The sequence below is a fragment of the Paracoccus actinidiae genome (genome assembly GCF_030863885.1).
In the GTDB taxonomy this organism is placed as follows: domain Bacteria; phylum Pseudomonadota; class Alphaproteobacteria; order Rhodobacterales; family Rhodobacteraceae; genus Paracoccus; species Paracoccus everestensis.
Window position 1 is genome coordinate 2393040 of sequence record NZ_CP132956.1, and the last position, 19753, is coordinate 2412792.

Genomic DNA, 19753 nt, shown 5'->3' on the forward strand with positions numbered 1-19753 from the left:
GTTGACCGCCATCGAGGCCCGCGACGTCTCCCTCACGTTTTCCACCGCCGATGGTCCGGTCCACGCACTGAAGGATGTGAACCTGACCATAGAGCGGGGCGACTTTGTCAGCTTTATCGGCCCTTCGGGCTGCGGCAAGACGACCCTCCTGCGCGCCATTGCCGCACTCGAGGCACCGACCGCCGGCACTCTGGCGGTCGCAGGCATGACGCCCGATCAGGCAAGGCGCCAGCGCGCCTATGGTTACGTTTTTCAGGCGCCGGGGCTTTATCCCTGGCGGACGATTGCCGGGAACATCAGCCTGCCGTTGGAGATCATGGGCTTTTCCCGGCCCGACCGCGCGCAGCGAATCGCTCGGGTGCTGGATCTGGTTGACCTGACCGGCTTCGGGGCCAAGTATCCCTGGCAGTTGTCCGGTGGGATGCAGCAGCGCGCCTCCATCGCCCGCGCCCTTGCGTTCGACGCAGACATCCTGCTGATGGACGAACCCTTCGGCGCCCTGGACGAGATCGTGCGCGACCGCCTGAACGAGGCGCTGCTGGATCTGTGGAAGAAGACCGGCAAGACCATCGGCTTCGTCACGCATTCGATCCCCGAGGCGGTGTATCTGTCCACCAGGATCGTCGTCATGTCGCCGCGTCCGGGCCGGATCACGCGGGTGATCGACAGCCCCCTGCCCCGCGACCGCCCCCTGGAGATGCGCGACACGCCCGAATTCATCGCGCTTGCCCAGCAGGTGCGCGAGGGCCTGCGCGAAGGGCACAGTTATGACTGAGGCCGCGATCCCCTTTGGACCGGGCGCCCTGGGGCGCGGGTTCGGGCGCGTCCTGCCGATCCTGACCGTGCTGCTGGCCATTGTCGCGATCTGGTATCTGGCCGCGATCTGGATGAATTCGACCTGGGTTCAGGATCAGGCGGCGCGGGCCGATACCGTTCTGACTACTGGGGATCTTGTCCACCAAACCCTGACCCTAGAACGCCCGGTCCTGCCTGCGCCCCACCAAGTTGCAATGGGTTTGTGGGAAGGCGTCGCAGGGCAGAAGATCACCTCCAAGCGCAGTCTGGTCTGGCATGGCTGGGTCACGCTGTCGGCCACCCTGGCGGGCTTTGCCATCGGAACGGCGGCGGGGATCCTGCTGGCCGTGGGCATCGTCCACAACCGCGCCATGGACCAGTCGGTGATGCCCTGGGCGGTCGCCAGCCAGACGGTGCCGATCTTGGCGATCGCGCCGATGGTGATCGTGGTCTTTGCCAGCATGGGCGTGACCGGGCTGCTGCCCAAGGCGATGATCGCGGCCTGGCTGTCGTTCTTTCCGGTGCTGGTCGGGATGGTCAAGGGGCTGCGGACGCCCGATGCGATGCAACTGGACCTGATGCACAGTTGGAACGCGTCCCGCAGGCAGCAATTCTGGCGGCTGCGCCTGCCCAGTTCGGTGCCCTACCTGTTCGCCAGCCTCAAGGTTGCCATCGCCGCCGCCCTCGTCGGCACCATCGTAGGCGAGCTTCCGGCAGGGGCCACGGCGGGGCTTGGCGCGCGGCTGCTCTCGGGCAGCTATTATGGCCAGACCGTGCAAATCTGGTCGGCGCTGTTCGCCGCCGCAATCCTGGCCGCCGTGCTGGTCATGCTGATCGGCGTGCTGGAACGCCTGGTGCTGCGCCGCATGGGACTGGCGCGATGAGCGCGCTGCCCGTTATCGCGGTCTGGCTTGGCGCACTGGCCCTGAATACCTGGCTATCGGGCTTTGACACCCGCGCGACCCGCCTTGCAGTGGCGCTGATCTTTGGCGCCACGATCCTGATCCTGTGGGAGATGATCGTCCGCATCCATGCGATCCCTACGGTGATCCTGCCTGCCCCCAGCCAGATCGGCGCCAGCTTCGCTGCCAATACCGCGATCCTCTGGACCGATTTCGTGCAGACCATCCTGAAGGGCGCACTGACCGGCTGGCTGATCGGGGCGGGTGCCGCCGTACTGACCGCCATCGCCATCGACCGCAGCCCCTTCCTGCAACGCGGGCTGCTGCCCATCGGCAACTTCGTCGCCGCCCTCCCCATCGTCGGCATCGCGCCGATCCTTGTGATGTGGTTCGGCTTCGACTGGCAATCCAAGGCCGCAGTGGTCGTGGTGATGGTGTTCTTTCCGATCCTGGTGAACATGGTGGCGGGCCTTGCGGCGACCGATCCCATGCAGCGCGACCTGATGGCGACCTGGGCCGCGCCATACGGGGCCAGCCTTTGGAAACTGCGCCTGCCCGCCGCGATGCCCTTCCTGTTCAACGGCCTGAAGATCACCACCACGCTGGCCCTGATCGGCGCCATCGTGGCCGAGTTCTTCGGCAGCCCGACCAAGGGCATGGGCTTTCGCATCTCGACCGCGGTGGGGCGTCTGGATCTGCCGCTGGTCTGGGCGGAAATCCTTGTGGCGGCCATTGCCGGGTCGCTGTTCTATGGCATCGTGGCGCTGATCGAAAAGAAGGTAACGTTCTGGCACCCGTCGCAGCGCCGACAACGGGGGTAAGCCCCAACACAGGAGAGGGAAGATGAAGACACTGATGCTGGGCACCGCCATCGCTCTGGCCGCCGGTTCCGCCGGTGCGCAGGAACTGACCCTGCAACTGAAATGGGTCACCCAGGCGCAGTTCGCGGGCTATTACGTCGCCAAGGACAAGGGCTTCTACGAGGAAGAAGGCCTGGACGTCACCATCCTGCCCGGCGGCCCGGACATCGCGCCGACCCAGGTGCTGGCGGGCGGCGGCGCGGACGTGATCGTCGAATGGATGCCCGCTGCCTTGGCAGCCCGTGAAAAGGGCCTGCCACTGGTCAACATCGCCCAGCCCTTCAAGGCGTCCGGCATGATGCTGACCTGCCTCAAGGAAAGCGGCATCACCGACCCCAAAACGGACTTCAAGGGAAAGACCCTGGGCGTCTGGTTTTCCGGCAACGAATACCCCTTCCTGTCCTGGATGAGCCAGCTTGGCCTGTCCACCGAAGGCGGGCCGGATGGCGTGACCGTCCTGAAGCAAGGCTTCAACGTCGATCCCCTGCTGCAAAAACAGGCAGCCTGCATCAGCACCATGACCTATAACGAATACGGCCAGGTTCTGGACGCCGGCATCGCACCCGACGATCTGGTGACCTTCAAATACGAGGACCAGGGCGTCGCCACGCTGGAAGACGGCCTCTATGTCCTGGAAAGCACGCTGGAAGACGACGCCAAGGTCACCGACCTGGTCAAGTTTGTCCGCGCCAGCATGAAGGGCTGGAAATACGCCGAGGAAAACCCCGAGGAAGCCGCCCAGATCGTTCTGGACAACGACGAGACCGGCGCCCAGACCTTGGACCACCAGGTCCGCATGGTCACGGAAATCGGCAAGCTGACCGCAGGATCCAACGGCACCCTGGACGAGGCCGATTATCAGCGCACCGTGGACACGCTGATGGCGGGCGGATCCGATCCGGTGATCTCGAAAGCACCGGAAGGGGCATTCAACCACATCATCACCGATCGCGCCTTCGACTAGGGCTTCTTCTTCATGCAAATATCCTCGGGGGGAATCTCTGAAGGAGATGGGGGGCAGACAGCCCCCCTTCTTTCTTGCAAGCGGTGAAACAGCACGCCATAGCACCTTGCATGAGCCTGCCATCCCCCAGACACAGCTTTTCCGAGGACGCCCAAGGCATTGCCTTTGGCAGCTTCATGGCCGCCGTCAGCGTGGTGCTGTTGACACATCTGGGATTTGTCACCGGGCAGACGGCGGGGCTGGCGATCCTGATCTGCTATGGCACCGGATGGGCCTTCGGCCCGGTATTCTTTGTCATCAACCTGCCCTTTTACTGGCTGGGCTGGAAACGCTTCGGCCCGACCTTTGTCGCCAAAAGCTTTCTGGCCGTTGCTATCCTGTCGGCGCTGTCGATGGTCCTGCCCGAATACCTGCATTTCGGGGAAACCCATCCCGCCGTGGGGGCCGTGCTGGTGGGCTGCCTGACCGGCGTGGGGCTGATCGCGCTGTTCCGCCATGGATCGTCCCTTGGCGGCATCGGCATTGTGGGACTGTATGTCCAGGACGCAACCGGCTTTCGGGCGGGCTGGGTGCAGCTGATCTTCGATGCAGGCCTGTTTCTGGTCGCCCTGTCCTTGCGCGACCCCATTACCGTGGGGTGGAGCTTTCTGGGCGCGGTTATCCTGAACCTGACGATTGCCGTCAACCACCGCAAGGACCGCTATATCGCCTGAACGCAAGGGGGCTGCTGCCCGACCCGTTGCGCAGTCCTCAGCGCGGTTTCGCGGATCACCTCCCTTGGCAGTCCGGTCCAGCCTCACCCATTTGCGCTGCCGGTTTGCCGACGGCCTCCGTCTGCCCGAAATATCCGCAAGGCCTGGCGGCGCAAGTTTTACCATTTGATAAAAAATCGGACCTGTGCCAGCCTGATTCTTGCCAACAGGTGAGCCAGGAGACGCAAATGTCCCAAGCAAGACTGGCGCCGGGCGTTGTCCCCGGTCGCCTTGCACCCCACGAACTTGCGGCGAATTTCGTCGATGTCGCGCCGCCCTTGACCGATCACGAAGCCCGCGTCGCGGCAGACCGCTGTTACTTCTGCCACGACGCGCCCTGCGTCACGGCCTGTCCGACCAGCATCGACATCCCGCTGTTCATCCGCCAGATCGCCACCGGCACGCCGGATGCAGCGGCCATGACCATCTTTCACGCCAATATCCTGGGCGGCATGTGCGCCCGCGTCTGCCCGACGGAAAACCTGTGCGAGGGATCCTGCGTCCGCATGGATGCCGAAGGCGACCCGGTGGAAATCGGCGCCCTGCAACGCTATGCCACCGACGGGCTGATGGCCCAGGGCGCACATCCCTTCCGCCGCGCCGCGCCCACTGGCAAGCGGATTGCCGTGGTCGGCGCAGGTCCGGCGGGCCTGTCCTGCGCCCATCGCCTGGCCGCCAAGGGCCACGAGGTTACGATCTTCGAGGCGCGGCCCAAGCCGGGGGGGCTGAACGAATACGGCATCGCCAGCTACAAGGCCGTGGACGGCTTCGCCCAGGCCGAGGTGGACTGGATCCTGGGCGTCGGCGGGATCGAGTTGCGTCACAACCACCGGTTGGGGCACGAGATCACCCTCGAGGCGTTGCGGGCCGAATATGATGCGGTCTTCCTGGGCATGGGGCTGGGCGGCGTCAACGCCCTGCGGGCCGAGGGTGAGGAACGGCGCAATGTCCTTGATGCGGTCAGCTTTATCCGCGACCTGCGCCAAGCCAGTGACCTGACCGCCCTGCCGGTGGGCCGCGACGTGGTGGTGATCGGCGGAGGCATGACAGCGGTGGATGCCGCCGTTCAGGCACGCCTGCTGGGGGCGGAAAACGTCACCATCGTTTATCGCCGCGACCAGTCGCAGATGGGTGCCAGCCGCCACGAACAGGACCATGCCACCAAGGCCGGGGTGCGGCTTGTCTGCAATGCCGCCCCCGTCAATATCCACGGCAATGGCGCCGTGGTCGAGGTCGAGTTCGCCTATACCGCCGTTGATCCCGATGGCGGTCTGCACCTCACCGACGACCGCTTCCGCCTCAGGGCCGACCAGGTGTTCCGCGCAATCGGCCAACGCCTGGACGGCGTGCCCGACACCCTGGCCCTGGATGGCGGCAAGATCGGCGTGGCCGGTCCGGGCCGTACCAGCATCCCCGGCGTCTGGGCAGGCGGCGACTGCGCGGCGGGCGGCGACGACCTGACCGTCACCGCCGTGGCCGAAGGGCGCGACGCCGCCGAAGACATCGACGCCCACCTGACCGGCCGCCCGGTCGAAATCCCCGGCTGAGGAGTTTCCATCATGGCAGACCTGCGCAGCGATTTCATCGGCATCAAGTCCCCGAACCCCTTCTGGCTGGCATCAGCGCCCCCCACGGACAAGGAATACAACGTCCGCCGCGCCTTCCAGGCCGGCTGGGGCGGCGTGGTGTGGAAGACGCTTGGTTCCGAAGGCCCGCCCGTCGTCAACGTGAACGGCCCGCGATATGGCGTGATCCACGGACCCGACCGCCGCGTCCTGGGGATCAACAACATCGAACTGATCACGGACCGCCCGCTCGAGGTGAACCTGCGCGAGATCAAGTCGGTCAAGCGCGACTATCCCGACCGCGCCTTGGTCATTTCCTTGATGGTGCCTTGCGACGAACAATCCTGGCGCGACATCCTGGCCCGGATCGAGGATACCGGCGCCGATGGCGTGGAACTGAACTTCGGCTGCCCGCACGGGATGTCCGAACGCGGCATGGGCAGCGCCGTGGGCCAAGTGCCCGAATACATCGAGATGGTGACGCGGTGGGTCAAGCAATACAGCCGGATGCCCTGCATCGTGAAACTGACCCCCAACATCACCGATGTGCGCCAACCAGCCGAGGCCGCGATGCGCGGCGGCGCCGATGCGGTCAGCCTGATCAACACCATCAACTCGATCACCTCGGTCGATCTGGACCTGTTCGCCCCCGAACCCACCATCGACGGCAAGGGCGCGCATGGCGGTTACTGCGGACCGGCGGTCAAGCCCATCGCACTGAACATGGTGGCCGAGATCGCGCGCAACCCCGCCACCCACGGTTTGCCCATTAGCGGCATCGGCGGCGTGACGACCTGGCGCGACGCGGCCGAGTTCATGGCGCTTGGGGCGGGCACGGTGCAGGTCTGCACGGCGGCGATGACCTATGGCTTCAAGGTGGTGCAGGAAATGATCTCGGGCCTGCGGGATTACCTGGACAGCCACGACATGGCGATGTCGGACCTGATCGGGCGGGCGGTGCCCAATGTCACCAACTGGAACCAGTTGAACCTGAACTATGTGACCAAGGCCCGGATCGACCAGGATCTGTGCATCAAGTGCGGGCGCTGCTATGCCGCCTGCGAGGATACCAGCCACCAGGCCATCGCCATGAAGCCCGGCCGCGTCTTCGAGGTGATCGAGGAGGAATGCGTCGCCTGCAACCTGTGCCTGGACGTCTGCCCGGTGGAAAATTGCATCGACATGCGCGAACTGGCCGTGGGCGAGATGGACCTGCGCACCGGCATCCGCCGCGGCACCTATGCCAACTGGACCACGCATCCGAACAATCCGATGGCGGTCAAGGCGGCTGAATGAAAGATGGTCGGGGCGAGAAGATTCGAACTTCCGACCTACGGTACCCAAAACCGTCGCGCTACCAGGCTGCGCTACGCCCCGACGCGTTCCGTTTAGCGGATCGCGTCGCCAGTGAAAAGCCCTAGCCGCAGGGCAGTTCGGCCAAATCCTGGCGCAGCCGGGGATGGGCCATCGGCTGCCCGACGGCCAGGCCCATGCGTTCCGCCTCGCCCCCGCCGATTTCGAGGATCATCTGGCGGTCGGGGTCGGGATCGCCGGGGGCAGCGCCCGGAATGGGCGTTTCGTCCAGCGGCACGGCGTTGGGATGGATGTGGCGGATTACCCCCGCCTGGTCCAGAAAGACCAGATCCAGCGGGATATAGGTGTTGCGCATCCAGAAACTGACCGCGCGCGGCGTGTCATAGATGAACAACATGCCACTGCCCTGCGCCAGGGTGCGGCGATACATCAGGCCCTGCGCGCGCTCGGCTTCGTCGTCGGCCAGTTCCACCTGAAAGGCAACCGGGCCGCCATCTGTCTGGAAAATGGCCTCGTCGGGAGAGCAAAGGATATCGGCGGCGCAGGGGGCTGCAAAAGCCGCCGATAGAACAAAGAAGGCAACCGCCGCCCTATTCGGCGACATGCGCCATGAAATCCTTGATGTCCTGGACCTGGTCACCCAGATTTTCGTCCGCAAGAGAGCTTGCGCCCTGTTCCGTGCCCCGGTCCCAGCTTGTGACCTGCGCCGCCATCAGCCCTCGCGGACCCTCGACCACACGGATCCCGATCGCCTCGCCGATGGCAAGGTCGGCAAAGCCGGAATGGCGCAAGACTTCCACATGGAGGAAAACATCGTCGGGATGGCCGAAGATATTGGCAAAGCCAAATCCCTTGGCCTTGTCGAACCACTTGACCCGGGCCGGCCGCAGCGGCAGCGCCTCGAGATGTTCGATGATGCCGTTGTCCAGATCCGCAATGGGTGCCGACCCGTCCGAAATGGGCGGTTCGATCGACACAACCTCGGTCGCCTGCAGCCCGCGCTGCGTGGGCTGCATCCAGACTGTCACGCGCGACTGGTCGGCCACAGAACTGCGCCCGAAATTCCTGAGAACGTTGGCGTGCAGCAGAATGTCCGCGCCGCCTTCCTCGTTCAGGATGAAGCCATAGCCCTTGGTCGGGTCAAACCATTTGACCAGTCCGGAAACAAGCTTCAGTCCCTTCTCATCCGTCATCATTCCACCACATGCGCTCAGCGCGTCTTGTCCTGCCCCGAATTCAACCAACCCAACCGTTCAATACCTGCGCCTGCGATCAGCTGTCGTTCACGGAAGACAACGGCGCAAAATCTGCGCCCATCAACCATGGTCAGCCACCAAGACCCTTTCGTCAAGCCCTAGGGTGACAGCCGCTTGGCAAACCATGCACCGGAGGCCTCTTTGTCCCAGCGGAACCGGTCATGCAACCGGAAAGCGCCATCGGCCCAGAACTCGATCTGCTGGGGCGCGATCCTGAACCCGCCCCAGAACGGGGGCCGGGGCGGATGGGTGCCATGGCGCAACCCCTGCCGAGCGGCTTCGGCCATCAGCGCCGCGCGGCTTTCCAGCGGTTGCGATTGACGCGATGCCCAGGCGCCGATCCGGCTTTGCAAGGCGCGGCTGTTGTAATAGGCATCGGCCTGTTCGCCTTCGACGCGGGTGACAGAACCGCGCACCCGGATCTGCCGGCGCAGGGATTTCCAGTGCATCGCAAAGGCGGCGTTCCCGGTAGCCGCGATCTGCTGGCCCTTGGCGCTGTCATAGTTGGTGTAAAAGACAAAGCCGCCGTCCGCGCCCTGCCCCTCGATGTCCTTCAGAAGGACCATGCGCACGTCGGGCATCCCGCCGCTGTCCACGGTTGCAAGGGCGATGGCGTTGGGGTCGTTGGGTTCGGTCTTTTCCGCCTCGGCTAGCCAGCGGCGTGCGATGTCGAACGGGTCGTCGCCCGCGAACAGTCCGTCTCGATCAGCCATCTGCGTGTCCTTGCGCTTGATGCTTGCAACCCTTTGGCCTAAGCACCTTTCACAAAGGGTTGAAACCGCGAGAGACCGCACATGTCAAGCGAGCAGAAGCAAGGGTTGATGGCTGGCAAGCGCGGCCTGATCATGGGATTGGCGAATGACAAGTCCATTGCTTGGGGCATCGCCCGGGCCGTGGCGGCCCAGGGCGCGGAACTTGCCTTCTCCTATCAGGGGGAGGCGCTGAAGAAACGCGTCGATCCGCTGGCAGCCCAACTGGGATCGTCCCTGGTTCTGCCCTGCGACGTCAGCGACGAGGCGTCCATCGCGACACTGTTCCAGACTCTTGGCCAGGAATGGGAATCCCTGGATTTCGTGGTTCATGCGATCGGCTTTTCCGACAAGGACCAGTTGCGCGGCCGCTACTGCGACACGACCCGCGACAACTTCATGATGACGATGGATATTTCCGTCTATTCCTTCACCGCGGTTTCGCGACACGCCGCAGCCATGATGCCGGACGGGGGCAGCTTGCTGACGCTGACCTATTACGGCGCCGAACGGGTGATGCCGCATTACAACGTGATGGGCGTGGCCAAGGCGGCGCTGGAGGCATCGGTGCGTTACCTGGCAGAAGATCTGGGCAAGGACAGGATACGCGTGAACGCGATCAGCGCTGGCCCGATCAAGACCCTGGCTGCCAGCGGCATCGGCGATTTCCGCTATATCATGAAATGGAACGAACTGAACTCGCCCCTGCGCCGCAATGTCACGACCGAGGATGTGGGCAATTCGGCGCTGTATCTGCTGTCGCATCTGGGCGCGGGCGTCACGGGGGAAACGCATCACGTCGATGCGGGCTATCATGTAGTGGGCATGAAGGCCGTGGACGCGCCCGACATTGCGACGGTCAAGAAGGACTGACCGGGCGCCATGACGATCACCGCCGACCAGCTTGCCTTGTTCGTGGGCACCTTGTCGGTGGCGATCCTGTCGCCCGGCCCCGGCGTCATCGCGGTCAGCCAGGGAGCCTTTGCCCTGGGCCGCAGGCGCGCCCTGCCCTATGGCTGGGGGTTGGCGATCGGGGCATCGGTATGGTGCATCTTCGCGCTGCTGGGCCTGACGGTGGTCTTTCGCACCCTGCCCTGGACCTATGTGGCGCTGAAAATGATCGGCGGCGCTTATCTGGCATGGATCGCCTTTAAGATGTGGCGCCACGCCGCCGACCCCTTGCCCGACCCGGCGGAAAGCAGCCGGGGAATGGGCTTCTTGGGCGGAATGATGCTGAATCTGTCAAACCCAAAGCCCGCGCTGTTCTATTCGGCCGTGCTTCTGTCGATCTTCCCCGCGCTGCTGTCGGCAGGCGACAAGCTGGCGATCTATGCGACGGCGGTTTCGGTGGAACTGGCATTTTATACCGCCCTTGCGTCGCTGATGGCTTTGCCTTGGCTGCGGCGCAGGTATTATGCCGCCAAATTCTGGATCGACCGCGTGGCGGGACTGGCAATCGGGTTGCTGGGCCTGTCGCTGATCCTGCGCCATTGAAAGGGAACGCCATGATCGACCGCCTGCCCCACGAAAAAGGTTTCCATGTCAGCTGGGACCAGTTGCATCGCGACGCCCGCGCCCTGGCCTGGCGCCTGGACGGGACCGACTGGCGCGCCGTCGTGGCCGTGACGCGCGGGGGCCTGGTGCCCGCCATGATCGTCGCGCGCGAACTGGACATCCGCACCATCGATTCGATTTCTATCCGGTCCTACAAGGGCGTGGGGGCCGAGGCGGGCCAGGGCCAGCTTGAGGTTCTGAACCATCCCGACCCCGCCCTGATGGGGGATGGCGAAGGAATTCTGGTCATCGACGACCTGGTCGATTCCGGCCGCACCCTGGAACTGATCCGCGATATGTATCCCAAGGCGCATTTCGGCACCGTTTATGCCAAGCCCAAGGGCAAGCCGATGGTCCAGACCTATGTGACCGAGGTCAGCCAGGACACCTGGATCTTCTTTCCGTGGGACATGGCGCTGCAATACGTCCAGCCCTATCGCGGCGAGGACTAGGGCCCGGCAGGGCGTTTTTGGGCCTGCGGCCGGAACCGACAGGCCCACAAGGCATTGTCTCCTCAATCGCGCATCGCTTGTTATGCGCGGCATTTCAGGAGGAAAGACATGCACAAGCTGATGTTGAGCACCGCCCTAGTTCTGCCGTTGATGATGGGCCAGGCGATGGCTCAGGACACCGCAACGACGCCTGCCCCCGCCGATCCCGCGACCGATGCGACCACCATGGGCGCCGATACTGCGCCCGCCGCCGAAGTCCCCGCGTCCGAGAACACCGAGGCTGCAGCAGATGAAGCTGACGCGGCCGCCGTGGCAGCCAGTGGCAAGGTCGAACAGCAGCAGGCTGAAAACGAACTGCGCATCGACTGGATCACCGATGCCACCGTCAATTCTCCCGACGGCAATGCCATTGGTGAAATCAACGACGTGATCGTCGATGCAGAAGCAGGCACGATGAAAGCCGCCGTGATCGGCGTGGGCGGCTTCCTGGGGATCGGCGAAAAGCAGATCGCTGTTCCGTGGGATCAACTGACCATCAACTATGACGCCCAGCAGATCTCCAGCGACCTGACCCAGGAAGAAGCCGAGGCTGCGCCGGAATATGTCTTCCGCGAACAGGAAGCAGCCCCGGATGCCATGGCCGGTGGAACAACTGCGGGTGGTGGCATGGCCACGGACGGCACCGCAGCCGATGGCACGATGACAACGGCGCCCATGCCCGGCGCACCGGTTGCCACCGATCCGGCAATGACCAGCGATCCGGCAGCAACCCCCGTGGCCACGCCTGATTCGGCGGCGTCCACGACCACCGATCCCGCCATGGCCGATCCTGCCGCGACCGGCGCCCCTGCCCCGGCGGATACTGCGGAAACCCCGGCCACCCCGCCGATGGGATCCGATGCGGCGGCACCGGCGGCGGACGGCACGACGCCTGCGCCCGCCAACTGATTTCCTGTCGCACCACGACGCGGACGGCCCCCCTGCGGGGGCCGTTTGTCGTTCAGTTGCCCCGAACGAAGCGGGCCGCGCCCTCGGCGGCGCGTTGCAGGGCGCGGCTTTTGTTCACCGTTTCCATGAACTCGGACTCAGGGTCGCTGTCATAGACGACGCCGCCCCCTGCCTGGATATACAATGCGCCGTCCTTCAGCACGCCGGTTCGCAGGGCGATGCACATATCCATCTCGCCATTGGCCGCGAAATAACCTACCGCGCCCCCATAAACGCCGCGCTTTTCGGGTTCCAGTTCGTCGATGATCTGCATCGCGCGGACCTTGGGCGCCCCCGACACGGTACCAGCGGGCAGGCCCGCCAACAAGGCGGACAGCGCATCCTCGTCGTCGCGCAATTCGCCAACCACGTTGCTGACGATGTGCATGACGTGGCTGTAACGCTCGATCACGAACTGTTCGGTGGGTTTCACCGTTCCCGGCCTTGCCACGCGGCCCACATCGTTGCGACCCAAATCCAGCAGCATCAGGTGTTCGGCCAGTTCCTTGTGATCGCCCAGCAGGTCGGCTTCCAGGGCGCGGTCCTCGGCCTCGTCGGCGCCGCGCGGCCTTGTTCCCGCGATGGGGCGGATCGTCACCTCTCCGTCGCGCAGGCGCACCAGGATCTCGGGGCTGGCGCCGACGATCTGAAACCCGCCCAGATTCAGGAAGAACATGAAGGGCGACGGATTGGTGCGCCGCAAGCTGCGATACAGCGCAAATGGCGGCAGCGGGAAATCCATGCGCCAGCGTTGGCTGGGCACGACCTGGAAAATGTCGCCCGCGCGGATGTAATCCTTGGCCTTGTCCACCGCCGCCAGATAACCGGCCTTGGAGAAATTCGACACCGGTTCGCCGATCCGGGCGTCATGGCCCAACGCCCGAGGCTCGGACGGCTGGCGGTCAAGCGACCGCAGCGCATCCATCACCCGTTCCGCGGCCTGGGCATAGGCGGCGCGGGCATTGTCCGTCCCGTCGTGCCAGGCGGGGGCGCACAGCGTCACCTCGCCCTTCACGCCGTCCAGGACCGCGACCACCGAAGGGCGCAACAGCATCGCGTCGGGCAGGTCCAGCGGATCGGGGTTCACGTCCGGCAGATGTTCGACCAGCCGGATCATGTCATAGCCCAGGTATCCGAACAGCCCCGCGGCCACCGGCGGCACGCCGTCGGGCATCGCCTCGATCCGGCTTTCGGCGATCAGGGCGCGCAGGCTGTCAAGCGCGGGGCGGTCGTCGGGCTGGAAGTCGTCCGAAAACCGCGCCTGCCTGTTGATCCGGGCGCGGCCATCGCGGCAGTCCCAGATCAGGTCGGGCTTCATGCCCACGATGGAATAACGGCCCCGAACCTCGCCCCCCGTAACCGATTCCAGCACAAACGACATCGGCGCGGCATCCGTCAGCTTCAGCATCAGGCTGACGGGCGTATCCAGGTCGGCGGCCAGTCGGATGGTGACAAGCTGGTTCTGCCCGGCCTTCCACGCCGCCTCGAAGGCGGCGAAATCGGGTGTCAGATCCATCACTGGACCTGCGCGTTGATGGCGTTGATGGCGGATTGGTCCAGCGTGATCCCGGCCTCGCGCTGCACGGCGCGGGCGTAATAGTCGAAGATGTCCGATTGCAGCGATTGCCCCAGGCGATCCTGGACCGCGCCGGTGATGCGCTGCCCGTCCTCGCCCGTCAGGTCCGCCTCGTCTATGGCGTCAAGGCGCAGCAGGATCACCCGGTTTTCCGCGTCCACGATCTCGACCTCGCCCACCTCGGCGATGGCAAAGGCGCGGGCCACGGCATCCGCCGGGACGCCCTCGATCCAGCCGTCACGGGTGATATCCTTCACCTCGGTCCATTCGGAGGCGGGCTGGCCCTGGTCGGGGGCGGGGGACAGGCGCTGTTCCTCGGCCAGGGCCAGAAGCTGGCGATGCGTTTCCGCCCGGCGCCAATCGGCCTCGACCTCGTCGCGCACATCCTCGAAGGGGCGCAGGGTCGGCGGAACGACCTGGTCCAGGCGCAGGGCAAAGACGCCGCCATCGTCCAGGCTGACCAGTTCGGGGAAATCGGCCTCGGATGTTTCCGCCGCACGGGCGCGGAACGCCTCGTAACCGGCGATGCTGCCTTCGGCGGGCGCGGCGTCGGCAAACCATTCAAGGGTGCCAAGCTGCAACTCGGTTTCCTCGGCCACCTGTTCCAGCGAGGCGCCGCCTGCCAGCAGATCCTCGTATTCGGCGGCGCGATCCTCGATGATCCGGGCGGCGCGGTCCAAAGCGGCCTCAGCGCGCAGGTCGTTCTGCGCATCCTCGAACGCGATGTCGACCGGCTCCAGGATGGCATGAATCGCGAACAGTGCGGGACCAAGGTCGGTGTCGATCGGGCCGACGACCCCGGTTTCACCCGGTGCAAAGACCGCCGCGCCCGCCGCGCCCAGATCGGCCTGGGTCACCTCGCCCAGTTCGGCATCCTCGGGCCGCAATCCGCGTTGCAGGACAAAGGCCTCGAAGGGCGCGGTGCCTGCGTCGATCTGGGCCTTTGCGGCCTGGGCATCATTGGATGTGGGAAAGACAAGACGGCTGACCAGGCGGCGTTCGGGCCGCTGGAATTCGTCGATCCGCGCATCATAGGCCGCGCGCAAGGCGTCCTGATCCAAGTCCACATCGGGCGCGAGCATTTCCGGCGTCAGCCAGACATAGGTGATCTTGCGCATCTCGGGCGCGGTGAAGCGGTCGGCATTGGCGCTGTGCCAGGCCGTCAGCGTCGCCTCGTCCGGCTCGGCAATGGGGGCGGGCAGCATATCTGCCGTCAGTTCGCGCCAAGCCACATCACGGCGTTCCAGGATCCATTTCGCAGTCGTCTCAACCGCCGGTTCGGGCGCGGCAACACCGCCGGCCACGGCACGCTGGATCAGCAGCCGGGCTTCGTCCATGCGGATTTCCCGTTCGAACTCGGCCTCGGACAGGTTCTCGCGGCGCAAGACCTCGGCATAGGCGGCGCGGTCGAAGCTGCCGGTCGGACCGCGGAAGGCAGGGGCGTCCAGGATCGTCTGGCGCACCCGTTCGTCGCCCACGGCCACGCCGATCCGGCGGGCCTGTTCTTCCAGCGCGGCGGCGGTGACAAGCTGCGACTGGACCGCCTGGGGCAGGCCGATGGCCTGGGCCTGCGCCATGCTGATCGCCTGGCCGGTCTGCTGCTGATAGGCGTTCATCTGGTTGCGCAGCGCGCGGGCGTAGTCATCGGCGGTGATCGTCGTGCCGCCGACGGATCCGATGGCGGTCGATCCGCCCGAAAAGCTGGTCACGCCGAACCCGCCCAGGCCCAGAACCATCAGGCCCATCAGCACCCAGACGATAGTGGATTTCCCGTGTGTCCGCAGGTTCTTCATGGCCCGGCCTTCCTTCGTGATCGTGTCGGGTTTCTTTAGGGCGCGCGCGGCCCCGCGACAAGCCTGTCAGCCGGAAAGACCGCGCAGCCGGTCAGCCAGGGCAGCGACCTGGACCGCGTCGATATTGGCAAAGGCGATGCGCAGGTGGCGGGAACCGGCGGGATCGTCCGCTGGCATGAACATGGTTCCCGGCAGCGCCAGCACGCCGATATCCGTCACCATCCGCCGGGCCAGATCGGCCGAGAATTCGGCCAGCGGATGCTGCAACCAGGCGAAATAGGCGCCTGCGCTTTTCACACGCCAGCCCGGCAAGGCGGACAATGCGGCCACCGTCGCATCGCGGCGCGACAGGATTTCGGCCCGTTCGCCCGCCAGCCAGTCGCGCAGATTCCCCATCCCCCACAACGCGCCGATCTGGCCCAGTTGAGACGGGCAGATCGCGACGGTGTCCAGGAACTTCTCGACCTGTGCCATCCGCGTTTCGGACGCGACCAGGGCCCCCACCCGATGCCCGGTCAGCCGGTAAGCCTTGGAAAAGCTGTAAAGCTGGATCACCGTCCGGTCCCAGCCGGGACGCGTCAGCAGATCATGGGGCAAACCGCTGCGGCTGTCGAAATCGCGGTATGTTTCGTCCAGGATCAGCGCCAGGCCCCGGCTTTGCGCCAGATCGAAGAACCGCGCGACCAGATCGGCGGGATATTCCGCCCCCGAGGGATTGTTGGGCGTCACCAGCACGATGGCCCGGCAGCGTGGCCCGATCAGCCGGGCGGCCAGGTCCGGATCAGGCAGCAGGTCGTCGCCGCAGGGCAAAGGCACCGCCTGGATGCCCTGCATATCCAGCCACATCTTGTGATTGAAATACCATGGCGTCGGCAGGATCACCTGATCCCCCGCTTGCGCCAGCGTGGTGATAGCGGCGCAAAAGGCCTGGTTGCAGCCCTGCGTGATCGCCACCTGCGCCGGCGCGACCGCCCCGCCATAGCTGCGCGAAAACTCCTCGGCGACGGCGCTGCGCAGGTCCGCGTTGCCCAGCACCGGACCATAAAGATGCGCCTCGGGACGGTTCAAGGCCGCCTCGGCCATCGCCTGCCGCAGCGCCATCGGCGGGGGATCCACCGGGGCGGCCTGGCTGACATTGATCAGGGGGCGGCCGGGGGGAAAGCTTACGCCTGCCAGCCACCGCCGCGCCTCCATCACCGGGGGTGCAACGGTCGCGGCAAGGGCGGGGTTCAGGCAGGCAATGTCAGTCACGCGGCAATCCTTGCAGGTCAGACAAATCGGGAGGCAGCGACAGGTCCAAGGTGGGGACAGCCGGCCCCGGTGTCGTGCGGCCGGGCAGGTCCAGCGGCATCGCGGGTGCTGCATCGGGGGCGTCGGCGGCCATGGCGCGGTCGGGCGCGGCAGGCAGGCTGGGTTGCGCCAGGACGGCGGGACGATCCAGTTGCGGCGCATCCTCGCCCGTATCTGGGGCCGCCTGGACCGGGCCGTCCTGCCCTCCTGCCGGCTGGGGGCGCGGTTCGGCGGCGGTTACGGCCACTGGCGCCGGTTCGGATGCGGGGGCCATGACGGCAGGCGCCTCGGCGGGGATGGGACGCTCGGCCGTCAGGGGCGTCGGCAGGCGCGGCGCCGCGTCCCCGCCGCGCCCGAATTCGGACCCGAGCGGCAGATCGACCGACCCGGCCTGCGGGGCGTCGCCGGCTTGCGGCGCCGGCCCGGGTTCGACTGGCGCGGCCTGGGGTGTCGGTTCCACGGCAAGCTCCGCCTCTGGCCGTGGCAAGGGCGCGGCCAGCGACAACACGGCCACGGCGGCGATGCTGATGACACCGCCATGCAGAAGACCTGTCCAGAAACCGCGTGCCATGTGCCCCTTCGCATCCGTGCCGGTCTTGACCCCCCGGCGCGCTTTGGCCCATCTATAGCGGACCCGTTCCGGCGGGGAAACCGCCACCATATCAGGGCGCCCATCATGATCCTTCTGATCGACAACTATGACAGCTTCACCTGGAACCTCGTGCATTACCTGGCCGAGGCCGGGGCCGAGGTCGTGGTGCGCCGCAACGACGCCCTGAGCGTGGACGACGCCCTGGCAATGAAGCCTGACGGGATCGTGATATCCCCCGGACCCTGCGATCCCGCGCAGGCAGGCATCTGCCTGGACCTGATCCGCGCGGCCGCCGACCGCGCCATTCCGCTGTTCGGCGTCTGCCTGGGCCACCAGGCCATTGGCGAGGCGTTCGGCGGCAAGGTGGTGCGCGCCCACCGCATCATGCACGGCAAGACCGATGCCATCAGCCATGACGGCACCGGGGTCTTTGCCGGGCTGGCCTCGCCCCTTACCGCCACGCGGTATCACTCGCTGACAGTGGAACCCGAAAGCCTGCCCAACTGCCTGCGCGTCACGGCGACATCCGATGACGGCACCATCATGGGTCTTGTCCACGAGGCGCTGCCCATCGAAGGCGTGCAGTTCCACCCTGAATCCATTGCATCCGAACACGGGCACGAGATGATCCGCACCTTTCTGGCCCGCTGCGCCCCGCGACAGGCCGCCGCATGAGCGTGACCGACATCCGCCCGCTGATCGGCATCGCCGCAACCCGACCCCTGACGGCGGACGAAGCCGAGGCGGCGTTCTCGGCCCTGTTCGACGGTGCTGCAACCCCGGCCCAGATCGGCGGCCTGCTGATGGCGCTGCGCGTGCGGGGCGAGACGGTCGATGAAATCGCCGCCGCCGTCCGCGCCATGCGCAAGCGAATGAACCGCATCACGGCGCCCGAAGGGGCCATCGACATCGTCGGGACCGGCGGGGATGGCAAGGGCACGCTGAACATCTCGACCGCGACGGCATTCGTGGTGGCCGGGGCGGGCGTGCCGGTGGCCAAGCATGGCAATCGGAACCTATCGTCTAAATCGGGTTCGGCCGATGCCCTGACGCAGATGGGCATCAACGTGATGATCGGCCCGCAGGTGTCCCAGCAGGCGATCAACGAGGCAGGCATCTGCTTCATGATGGCCACGATGCACCATCCGGCCATGCGCCATGTCGGCCCGCCGCGCGCGGAACTGGGCACAAGAACCGTTTTCAACTTGTTGGGACCGCTTACGAATCCGGCCTCGGTCCGGCGGCAGCTGACCGGCGCCTTCAGTGCCGACTGGATACGCCCTATGGCCGAGGTGCTGCGGGATCTGGGCAGCGACGCCGCCTGGCTGGTCCATGGGGCCGACGGCACGGACGAGATCAGCATCGCCGGCGAAACCCATGTCGCGGCGCTGAAGGATGGCCGGATCAGCGAGTTTGTGGTGACGCCCGAGGATGCCGGCCTGCCCCGCCACCCGTTCGAGGCGATCATCGGGGGCGAACCTCATGAAAACGCCGCCGCCTTTCGTGCGCTGCTGGGCGGGGAACGCAGCGCCTATCGCGATGCGGTTCTGTTGAACGCGGCGGCGGCGCTGTTGATTGCCGGTCGCGCCGCGGACCTGCGCGAGGGCGCTGCCATGGCCGCCGAATCCATCGACAGCGGCGCGGCAACGGACCGTCTGACCCGCCTGGCCCAGGTCACCGGGATGCCCGAGGCATGAAGCCGCCCAAGGCCTGGGACCACCTGCCCTTCTTCCAGCAGGACTGGCCCGCGATCCGCGACCGGCTGGAGGGACTGGACGACTGGCTGCCCGGCCCCGCCCTGGTCTTTGCCGCACTGGGTGCAACGCCGCCGGACCAGGTGCGCGTGGTGATCCTGGGCCAGGATCCCTATCCCACGCCGGGCCATGCGAACGGGCTGGCCTTCTCGGTCGCGCCCGAGGTGGCCCTGCCCCGGTCACTGAAAAACATCTTTGCCGAACTCCGCGACGACATCGGCGCGGCCCCTTCCACGGGCGACCTGTCGGGATGGGCGCGGCAGGGCGTGCTGTTGCTGAACACATCCCTGTCGGTGCCGCCGGGTGATGCGGGGCGCCACGCGTCCTGGGGATGGGACCGTCTGGCCCGCGACGCCGTGACCGAGGCGCAAAAGCACGGCCCCCTGGCATTCCTGCTGTGGGGCGCGCATGCGCAAAAGGCGATGGCGGGCCTGCCCCGCCCGCAGGATCTGGTGATCGCGACGGCGCATCCCTCGCCCCTGTCGGCGCGGCGGGGGTTCTTTGGCAGCAAGCCGTTTTCGAAGATCAATAAATGGCTGGAACAGCAGGGCCGCCCGCCGGTGGATTGGGCCGGCTGAAAGGGGTGCCCCGCTTTCGA

At 66.0% G+C, this 19753-nt stretch carries 21 protein-coding genes and 1 tRNA gene; 14 read left to right on the forward strand and 8 right to left on the reverse strand.

What is annotated here, in order from left to right; translation table 11 throughout:
* The first annotated feature begins 1 nt into the window (after position 1).
* The 7 genes from Q5701_RS11900 to preA all read left to right on the forward strand — a co-directional run bounded on the left by Q5701_RS11900 (position 2) and on the right by preA (position 7134).
* On the forward strand, positions 2-775 hold the full coding sequence (locus Q5701_RS11900) for an ABC transporter ATP-binding protein (protein ID WP_306751198.1): 774 nt from the start codon (positions 2-4) through the stop codon (positions 773-775).
* Positions 768-1679, forward strand: a complete 912-nt coding sequence (locus tag Q5701_RS11905) for an ABC transporter permease (protein WP_306751200.1) — start codon at positions 768-770, stop codon at positions 1677-1679. Before Q5701_RS11900 ends, Q5701_RS11905 begins: the two co-directional genes overlap by 8 nt.
* Positions 1676-2518, forward strand: coding sequence for an ABC transporter permease (locus tag Q5701_RS11910; protein WP_306751201.1), 843 nt, complete (start codon positions 1676-1678; stop codon positions 2516-2518). The genes Q5701_RS11905 and Q5701_RS11910 overlap by 4 nt, the downstream gene beginning before the upstream one ends.
* 22 nt (positions 2519-2540) lie before the next feature.
* Positions 2541-3521 carry an ABC transporter substrate-binding protein gene (locus Q5701_RS11915; RefSeq protein ID WP_306751202.1) on the forward strand — a complete coding sequence of 327 codons (981 nt, stop codon included), beginning with the start codon at positions 2541-2543 and terminating at the stop codon, positions 3519-3521.
* 110 nt (positions 3522-3631) lie between these two features.
* On the forward strand, positions 3632-4234 hold the full coding sequence (locus tag Q5701_RS11920; RefSeq protein WP_306751203.1) for a YitT family protein: 603 nt from the start codon (positions 3632-3634) through the stop codon (positions 4232-4234).
* Between the two features lie 227 nt (positions 4235-4461).
* Complete coding sequence (locus tag Q5701_RS11925) at positions 4462-5820, forward strand: NAD(P)-dependent oxidoreductase (RefSeq protein WP_306751204.1); 1359 nt, start codon at positions 4462-4464, stop codon at positions 5818-5820.
* Between the two features lie 12 nt (positions 5821-5832).
* Positions 5833-7134, forward strand: coding sequence for an NAD-dependent dihydropyrimidine dehydrogenase subunit PreA (gene preA, locus Q5701_RS11930; protein ID WP_306751205.1), 1302 nt, complete (start codon positions 5833-5835; stop codon positions 7132-7134).
* Between the two features lie 4 nt (positions 7135-7138).
* Here the strand turns inward: preA and Q5701_RS11935 are convergent.
* The 4 genes from Q5701_RS11935 to pdxH all read right to left on the reverse strand — a co-directional run bounded on the left by Q5701_RS11935 (position 7139) and on the right by pdxH (position 9121).
* Positions 7139-7215 (reverse strand) — tRNA-Pro (locus tag Q5701_RS11935).
* A gap of 40 nt (positions 7216-7255) precedes the next feature.
* Positions 7256-7756, reverse strand: coding sequence for a DUF192 domain-containing protein (locus Q5701_RS11940; protein WP_306751206.1), 501 nt, complete (start codon positions 7754-7756; stop codon positions 7256-7258).
* Entirely contained in the window at positions 7743-8348 is a 606-nt protein-coding gene (locus Q5701_RS11945) for a cold-shock protein (RefSeq protein WP_234855404.1), read from the reverse strand. The genes Q5701_RS11940 and Q5701_RS11945 overlap by 14 nt, the downstream gene beginning before the upstream one ends.
* A gap of 158 nt (positions 8349-8506) precedes the next feature.
* Positions 8507-9121 (reverse strand): pyridoxamine 5'-phosphate oxidase, encoded by a 615-nt coding sequence (pdxH, locus tag Q5701_RS11950; protein WP_306751207.1) that lies wholly within the window; start codon positions 9119-9121, stop codon positions 8507-8509.
* Positions 9122-9202: 81 nt separating this feature from the next.
* On the opposite strand from pdxH, the gene fabI reads away from it, so the two are divergent.
* The 4 genes from fabI to Q5701_RS11970 all read left to right on the forward strand — a co-directional run bounded on the left by fabI (position 9203) and on the right by Q5701_RS11970 (position 12111).
* On the forward strand, positions 9203-10030 hold the full coding sequence (gene fabI / locus Q5701_RS11955; RefSeq protein WP_306751208.1) for an enoyl-ACP reductase FabI: 828 nt from the start codon (positions 9203-9205) through the stop codon (positions 10028-10030).
* A gap of 9 nt (positions 10031-10039) precedes the next feature.
* Complete coding sequence (locus Q5701_RS11960; RefSeq protein WP_306751209.1) at positions 10040-10651, forward strand: LysE family translocator; 612 nt, start codon at positions 10040-10042, stop codon at positions 10649-10651.
* Between the two features lie 11 nt (positions 10652-10662).
* Positions 10663-11163, forward strand: coding sequence for a xanthine phosphoribosyltransferase (gpt, locus tag Q5701_RS11965; protein ID WP_234855400.1), 501 nt, complete (start codon positions 10663-10665; stop codon positions 11161-11163).
* Positions 11164-11271: 108 nt separating this feature from the next.
* A complete protein-coding gene (locus Q5701_RS11970) occupies positions 11272-12111 on the forward strand; it encodes a PRC-barrel domain-containing protein (RefSeq protein WP_234855399.1) in 840 nt (279 codons plus the stop codon).
* 52 nt (positions 12112-12163) lie between these two features.
* Here the strand turns inward: Q5701_RS11970 and trpE are convergent, their stop codons facing one another.
* The 4 genes from trpE to Q5701_RS11990 form a co-directional block, all read right to left on the reverse strand.
* Positions 12164-13666, reverse strand: coding sequence for an anthranilate synthase component I (trpE, locus tag Q5701_RS11975; RefSeq protein ID WP_306751211.1), 1503 nt, complete (start codon positions 13664-13666; stop codon positions 12164-12166).
* The gene (locus tag Q5701_RS11980) at positions 13666-15519 is read right to left on the reverse strand and encodes a peptidylprolyl isomerase (RefSeq protein ID WP_306751212.1); all 1854 of its coding nucleotides are present in this window, start codon (positions 15517-15519) and stop codon (positions 13666-13668) included. The genes trpE and Q5701_RS11980 overlap by 1 nt, the downstream gene beginning before the upstream one ends.
* A 66-nt stretch (positions 15520-15585) precedes the next feature.
* Complete coding sequence (locus Q5701_RS11985; protein WP_373568548.1) at positions 15586-16770, reverse strand: aminotransferase; 1185 nt, start codon at positions 16768-16770, stop codon at positions 15586-15588.
* The gene (locus Q5701_RS11990) at positions 16763-17380 is read right to left on the reverse strand and encodes a hypothetical protein (protein WP_306751214.1); all 618 of its coding nucleotides are present in this window, start codon (positions 17378-17380) and stop codon (positions 16763-16765) included. The genes Q5701_RS11985 and Q5701_RS11990 overlap by 8 nt, the downstream gene beginning before the upstream one ends.
* A gap of 105 nt (positions 17381-17485) precedes the next feature.
* Here Q5701_RS11990 and Q5701_RS11995 point away from each other — a divergent pair, with 105 nt between their 5' ends.
* From Q5701_RS11995 to Q5701_RS12005, 3 genes are read left to right on the forward strand one after another with little or no spacing between them, the layout of a single operon-like run.
* Positions 17486-18076 carry an anthranilate synthase component II gene (locus Q5701_RS11995; RefSeq protein WP_306751215.1) on the forward strand — a complete coding sequence of 197 codons (591 nt, stop codon included), beginning with the start codon at positions 17486-17488 and terminating at the stop codon, positions 18074-18076.
* On the forward strand, positions 18073-19098 hold the full coding sequence (gene trpD / locus Q5701_RS12000) for an anthranilate phosphoribosyltransferase (RefSeq protein ID WP_373568549.1): 1026 nt from the start codon (positions 18073-18075) through the stop codon (positions 19096-19098). The genes Q5701_RS11995 and trpD overlap by 4 nt, the downstream gene beginning before the upstream one ends.
* Positions 19095-19733, forward strand: coding sequence for a uracil-DNA glycosylase (locus Q5701_RS12005; RefSeq protein WP_306751216.1), 639 nt, complete (start codon positions 19095-19097; stop codon positions 19731-19733). Before trpD ends, Q5701_RS12005 begins: the two co-directional genes overlap by 4 nt.
* Positions 19734-19753 lie beyond the last annotated feature (20 nt).

Excerpts from the sequence above, each read along its gene's own strand:
- Q5701_RS11905 (WP_306751200.1), top strand. The coding sequence starts at position 768 with ATGACTGAGGCCGCGATCCCCTTTGGACCGGGCGCCCTGGGGCGCGGG.
- Q5701_RS11910 (WP_306751201.1), top strand. The coding sequence starts at position 1,676 with ATGAGCGCGCTGCCCGTTATCGCGGTCTGGCTTGGCGCACTGGCCCTG.
- Q5701_RS11915 (WP_306751202.1), top strand. The coding sequence starts at position 2,541 with ATGAAGACACTGATGCTGGGCACCGCCATCGCTCTGGCCGCCGGTTCC.
- Q5701_RS11920 (WP_306751203.1), top strand. The coding sequence starts at position 3,632 with ATGAGCCTGCCATCCCCCAGACACAGCTTTTCCGAGGACGCCCAAGGC.
- Q5701_RS11925 (WP_306751204.1), top strand. The coding sequence starts at position 4,462 with ATGTCCCAAGCAAGACTGGCGCCGGGCGTTGTCCCCGGTCGCCTTGCA.
- preA (WP_306751205.1), top strand. The coding sequence starts at position 5,833 with ATGGCAGACCTGCGCAGCGATTTCATCGGCATCAAGTCCCCGAACCCC.
- Q5701_RS11940 (WP_306751206.1), bottom strand. The coding sequence starts at position 7,756 with ATGTCGCCGAATAGGGCGGCGGTTGCCTTCTTTGTTCTATCGGCGGCT.
- Q5701_RS11945 (WP_234855404.1), bottom strand. The coding sequence starts at position 8,348 with ATGATGACGGATGAGAAGGGACTGAAGCTTGTTTCCGGACTGGTCAAA.
- pdxH (WP_306751207.1), bottom strand. The coding sequence starts at position 9,121 with ATGGCTGATCGAGACGGACTGTTCGCGGGCGACGACCCGTTCGACATC.
- fabI (WP_306751208.1), top strand. The coding sequence starts at position 9,203 with ATGTCAAGCGAGCAGAAGCAAGGGTTGATGGCTGGCAAGCGCGGCCTG.
- Q5701_RS11960 (WP_306751209.1), top strand. The coding sequence starts at position 10,040 with ATGACGATCACCGCCGACCAGCTTGCCTTGTTCGTGGGCACCTTGTCG.
- gpt (WP_234855400.1), top strand. The coding sequence starts at position 10,663 with ATGATCGACCGCCTGCCCCACGAAAAAGGTTTCCATGTCAGCTGGGAC.
- Q5701_RS11970 (WP_234855399.1), top strand. The coding sequence starts at position 11,272 with ATGCACAAGCTGATGTTGAGCACCGCCCTAGTTCTGCCGTTGATGATG.
- trpE (WP_306751211.1), bottom strand. The coding sequence starts at position 13,666 with ATGGATCTGACACCCGATTTCGCCGCCTTCGAGGCGGCGTGGAAGGCC.
- Q5701_RS11980 (WP_306751212.1), bottom strand. The coding sequence starts at position 15,519 with ATGAAGAACCTGCGGACACACGGGAAATCCACTATCGTCTGGGTGCTG.
- Q5701_RS11990 (WP_306751214.1), bottom strand. The coding sequence starts at position 17,380 with ATGGCACGCGGTTTCTGGACAGGTCTTCTGCATGGCGGTGTCATCAGC.
- Q5701_RS11995 (WP_306751215.1), top strand. The coding sequence starts at position 17,486 with ATGATCCTTCTGATCGACAACTATGACAGCTTCACCTGGAACCTCGTG.
- trpD (WP_373568549.1), top strand. The coding sequence starts at position 18,073 with ATGAGCGTGACCGACATCCGCCCGCTGATCGGCATCGCCGCAACCCGA.
- Q5701_RS12005 (WP_306751216.1), top strand. The coding sequence starts at position 19,095 with ATGAAGCCGCCCAAGGCCTGGGACCACCTGCCCTTCTTCCAGCAGGAC.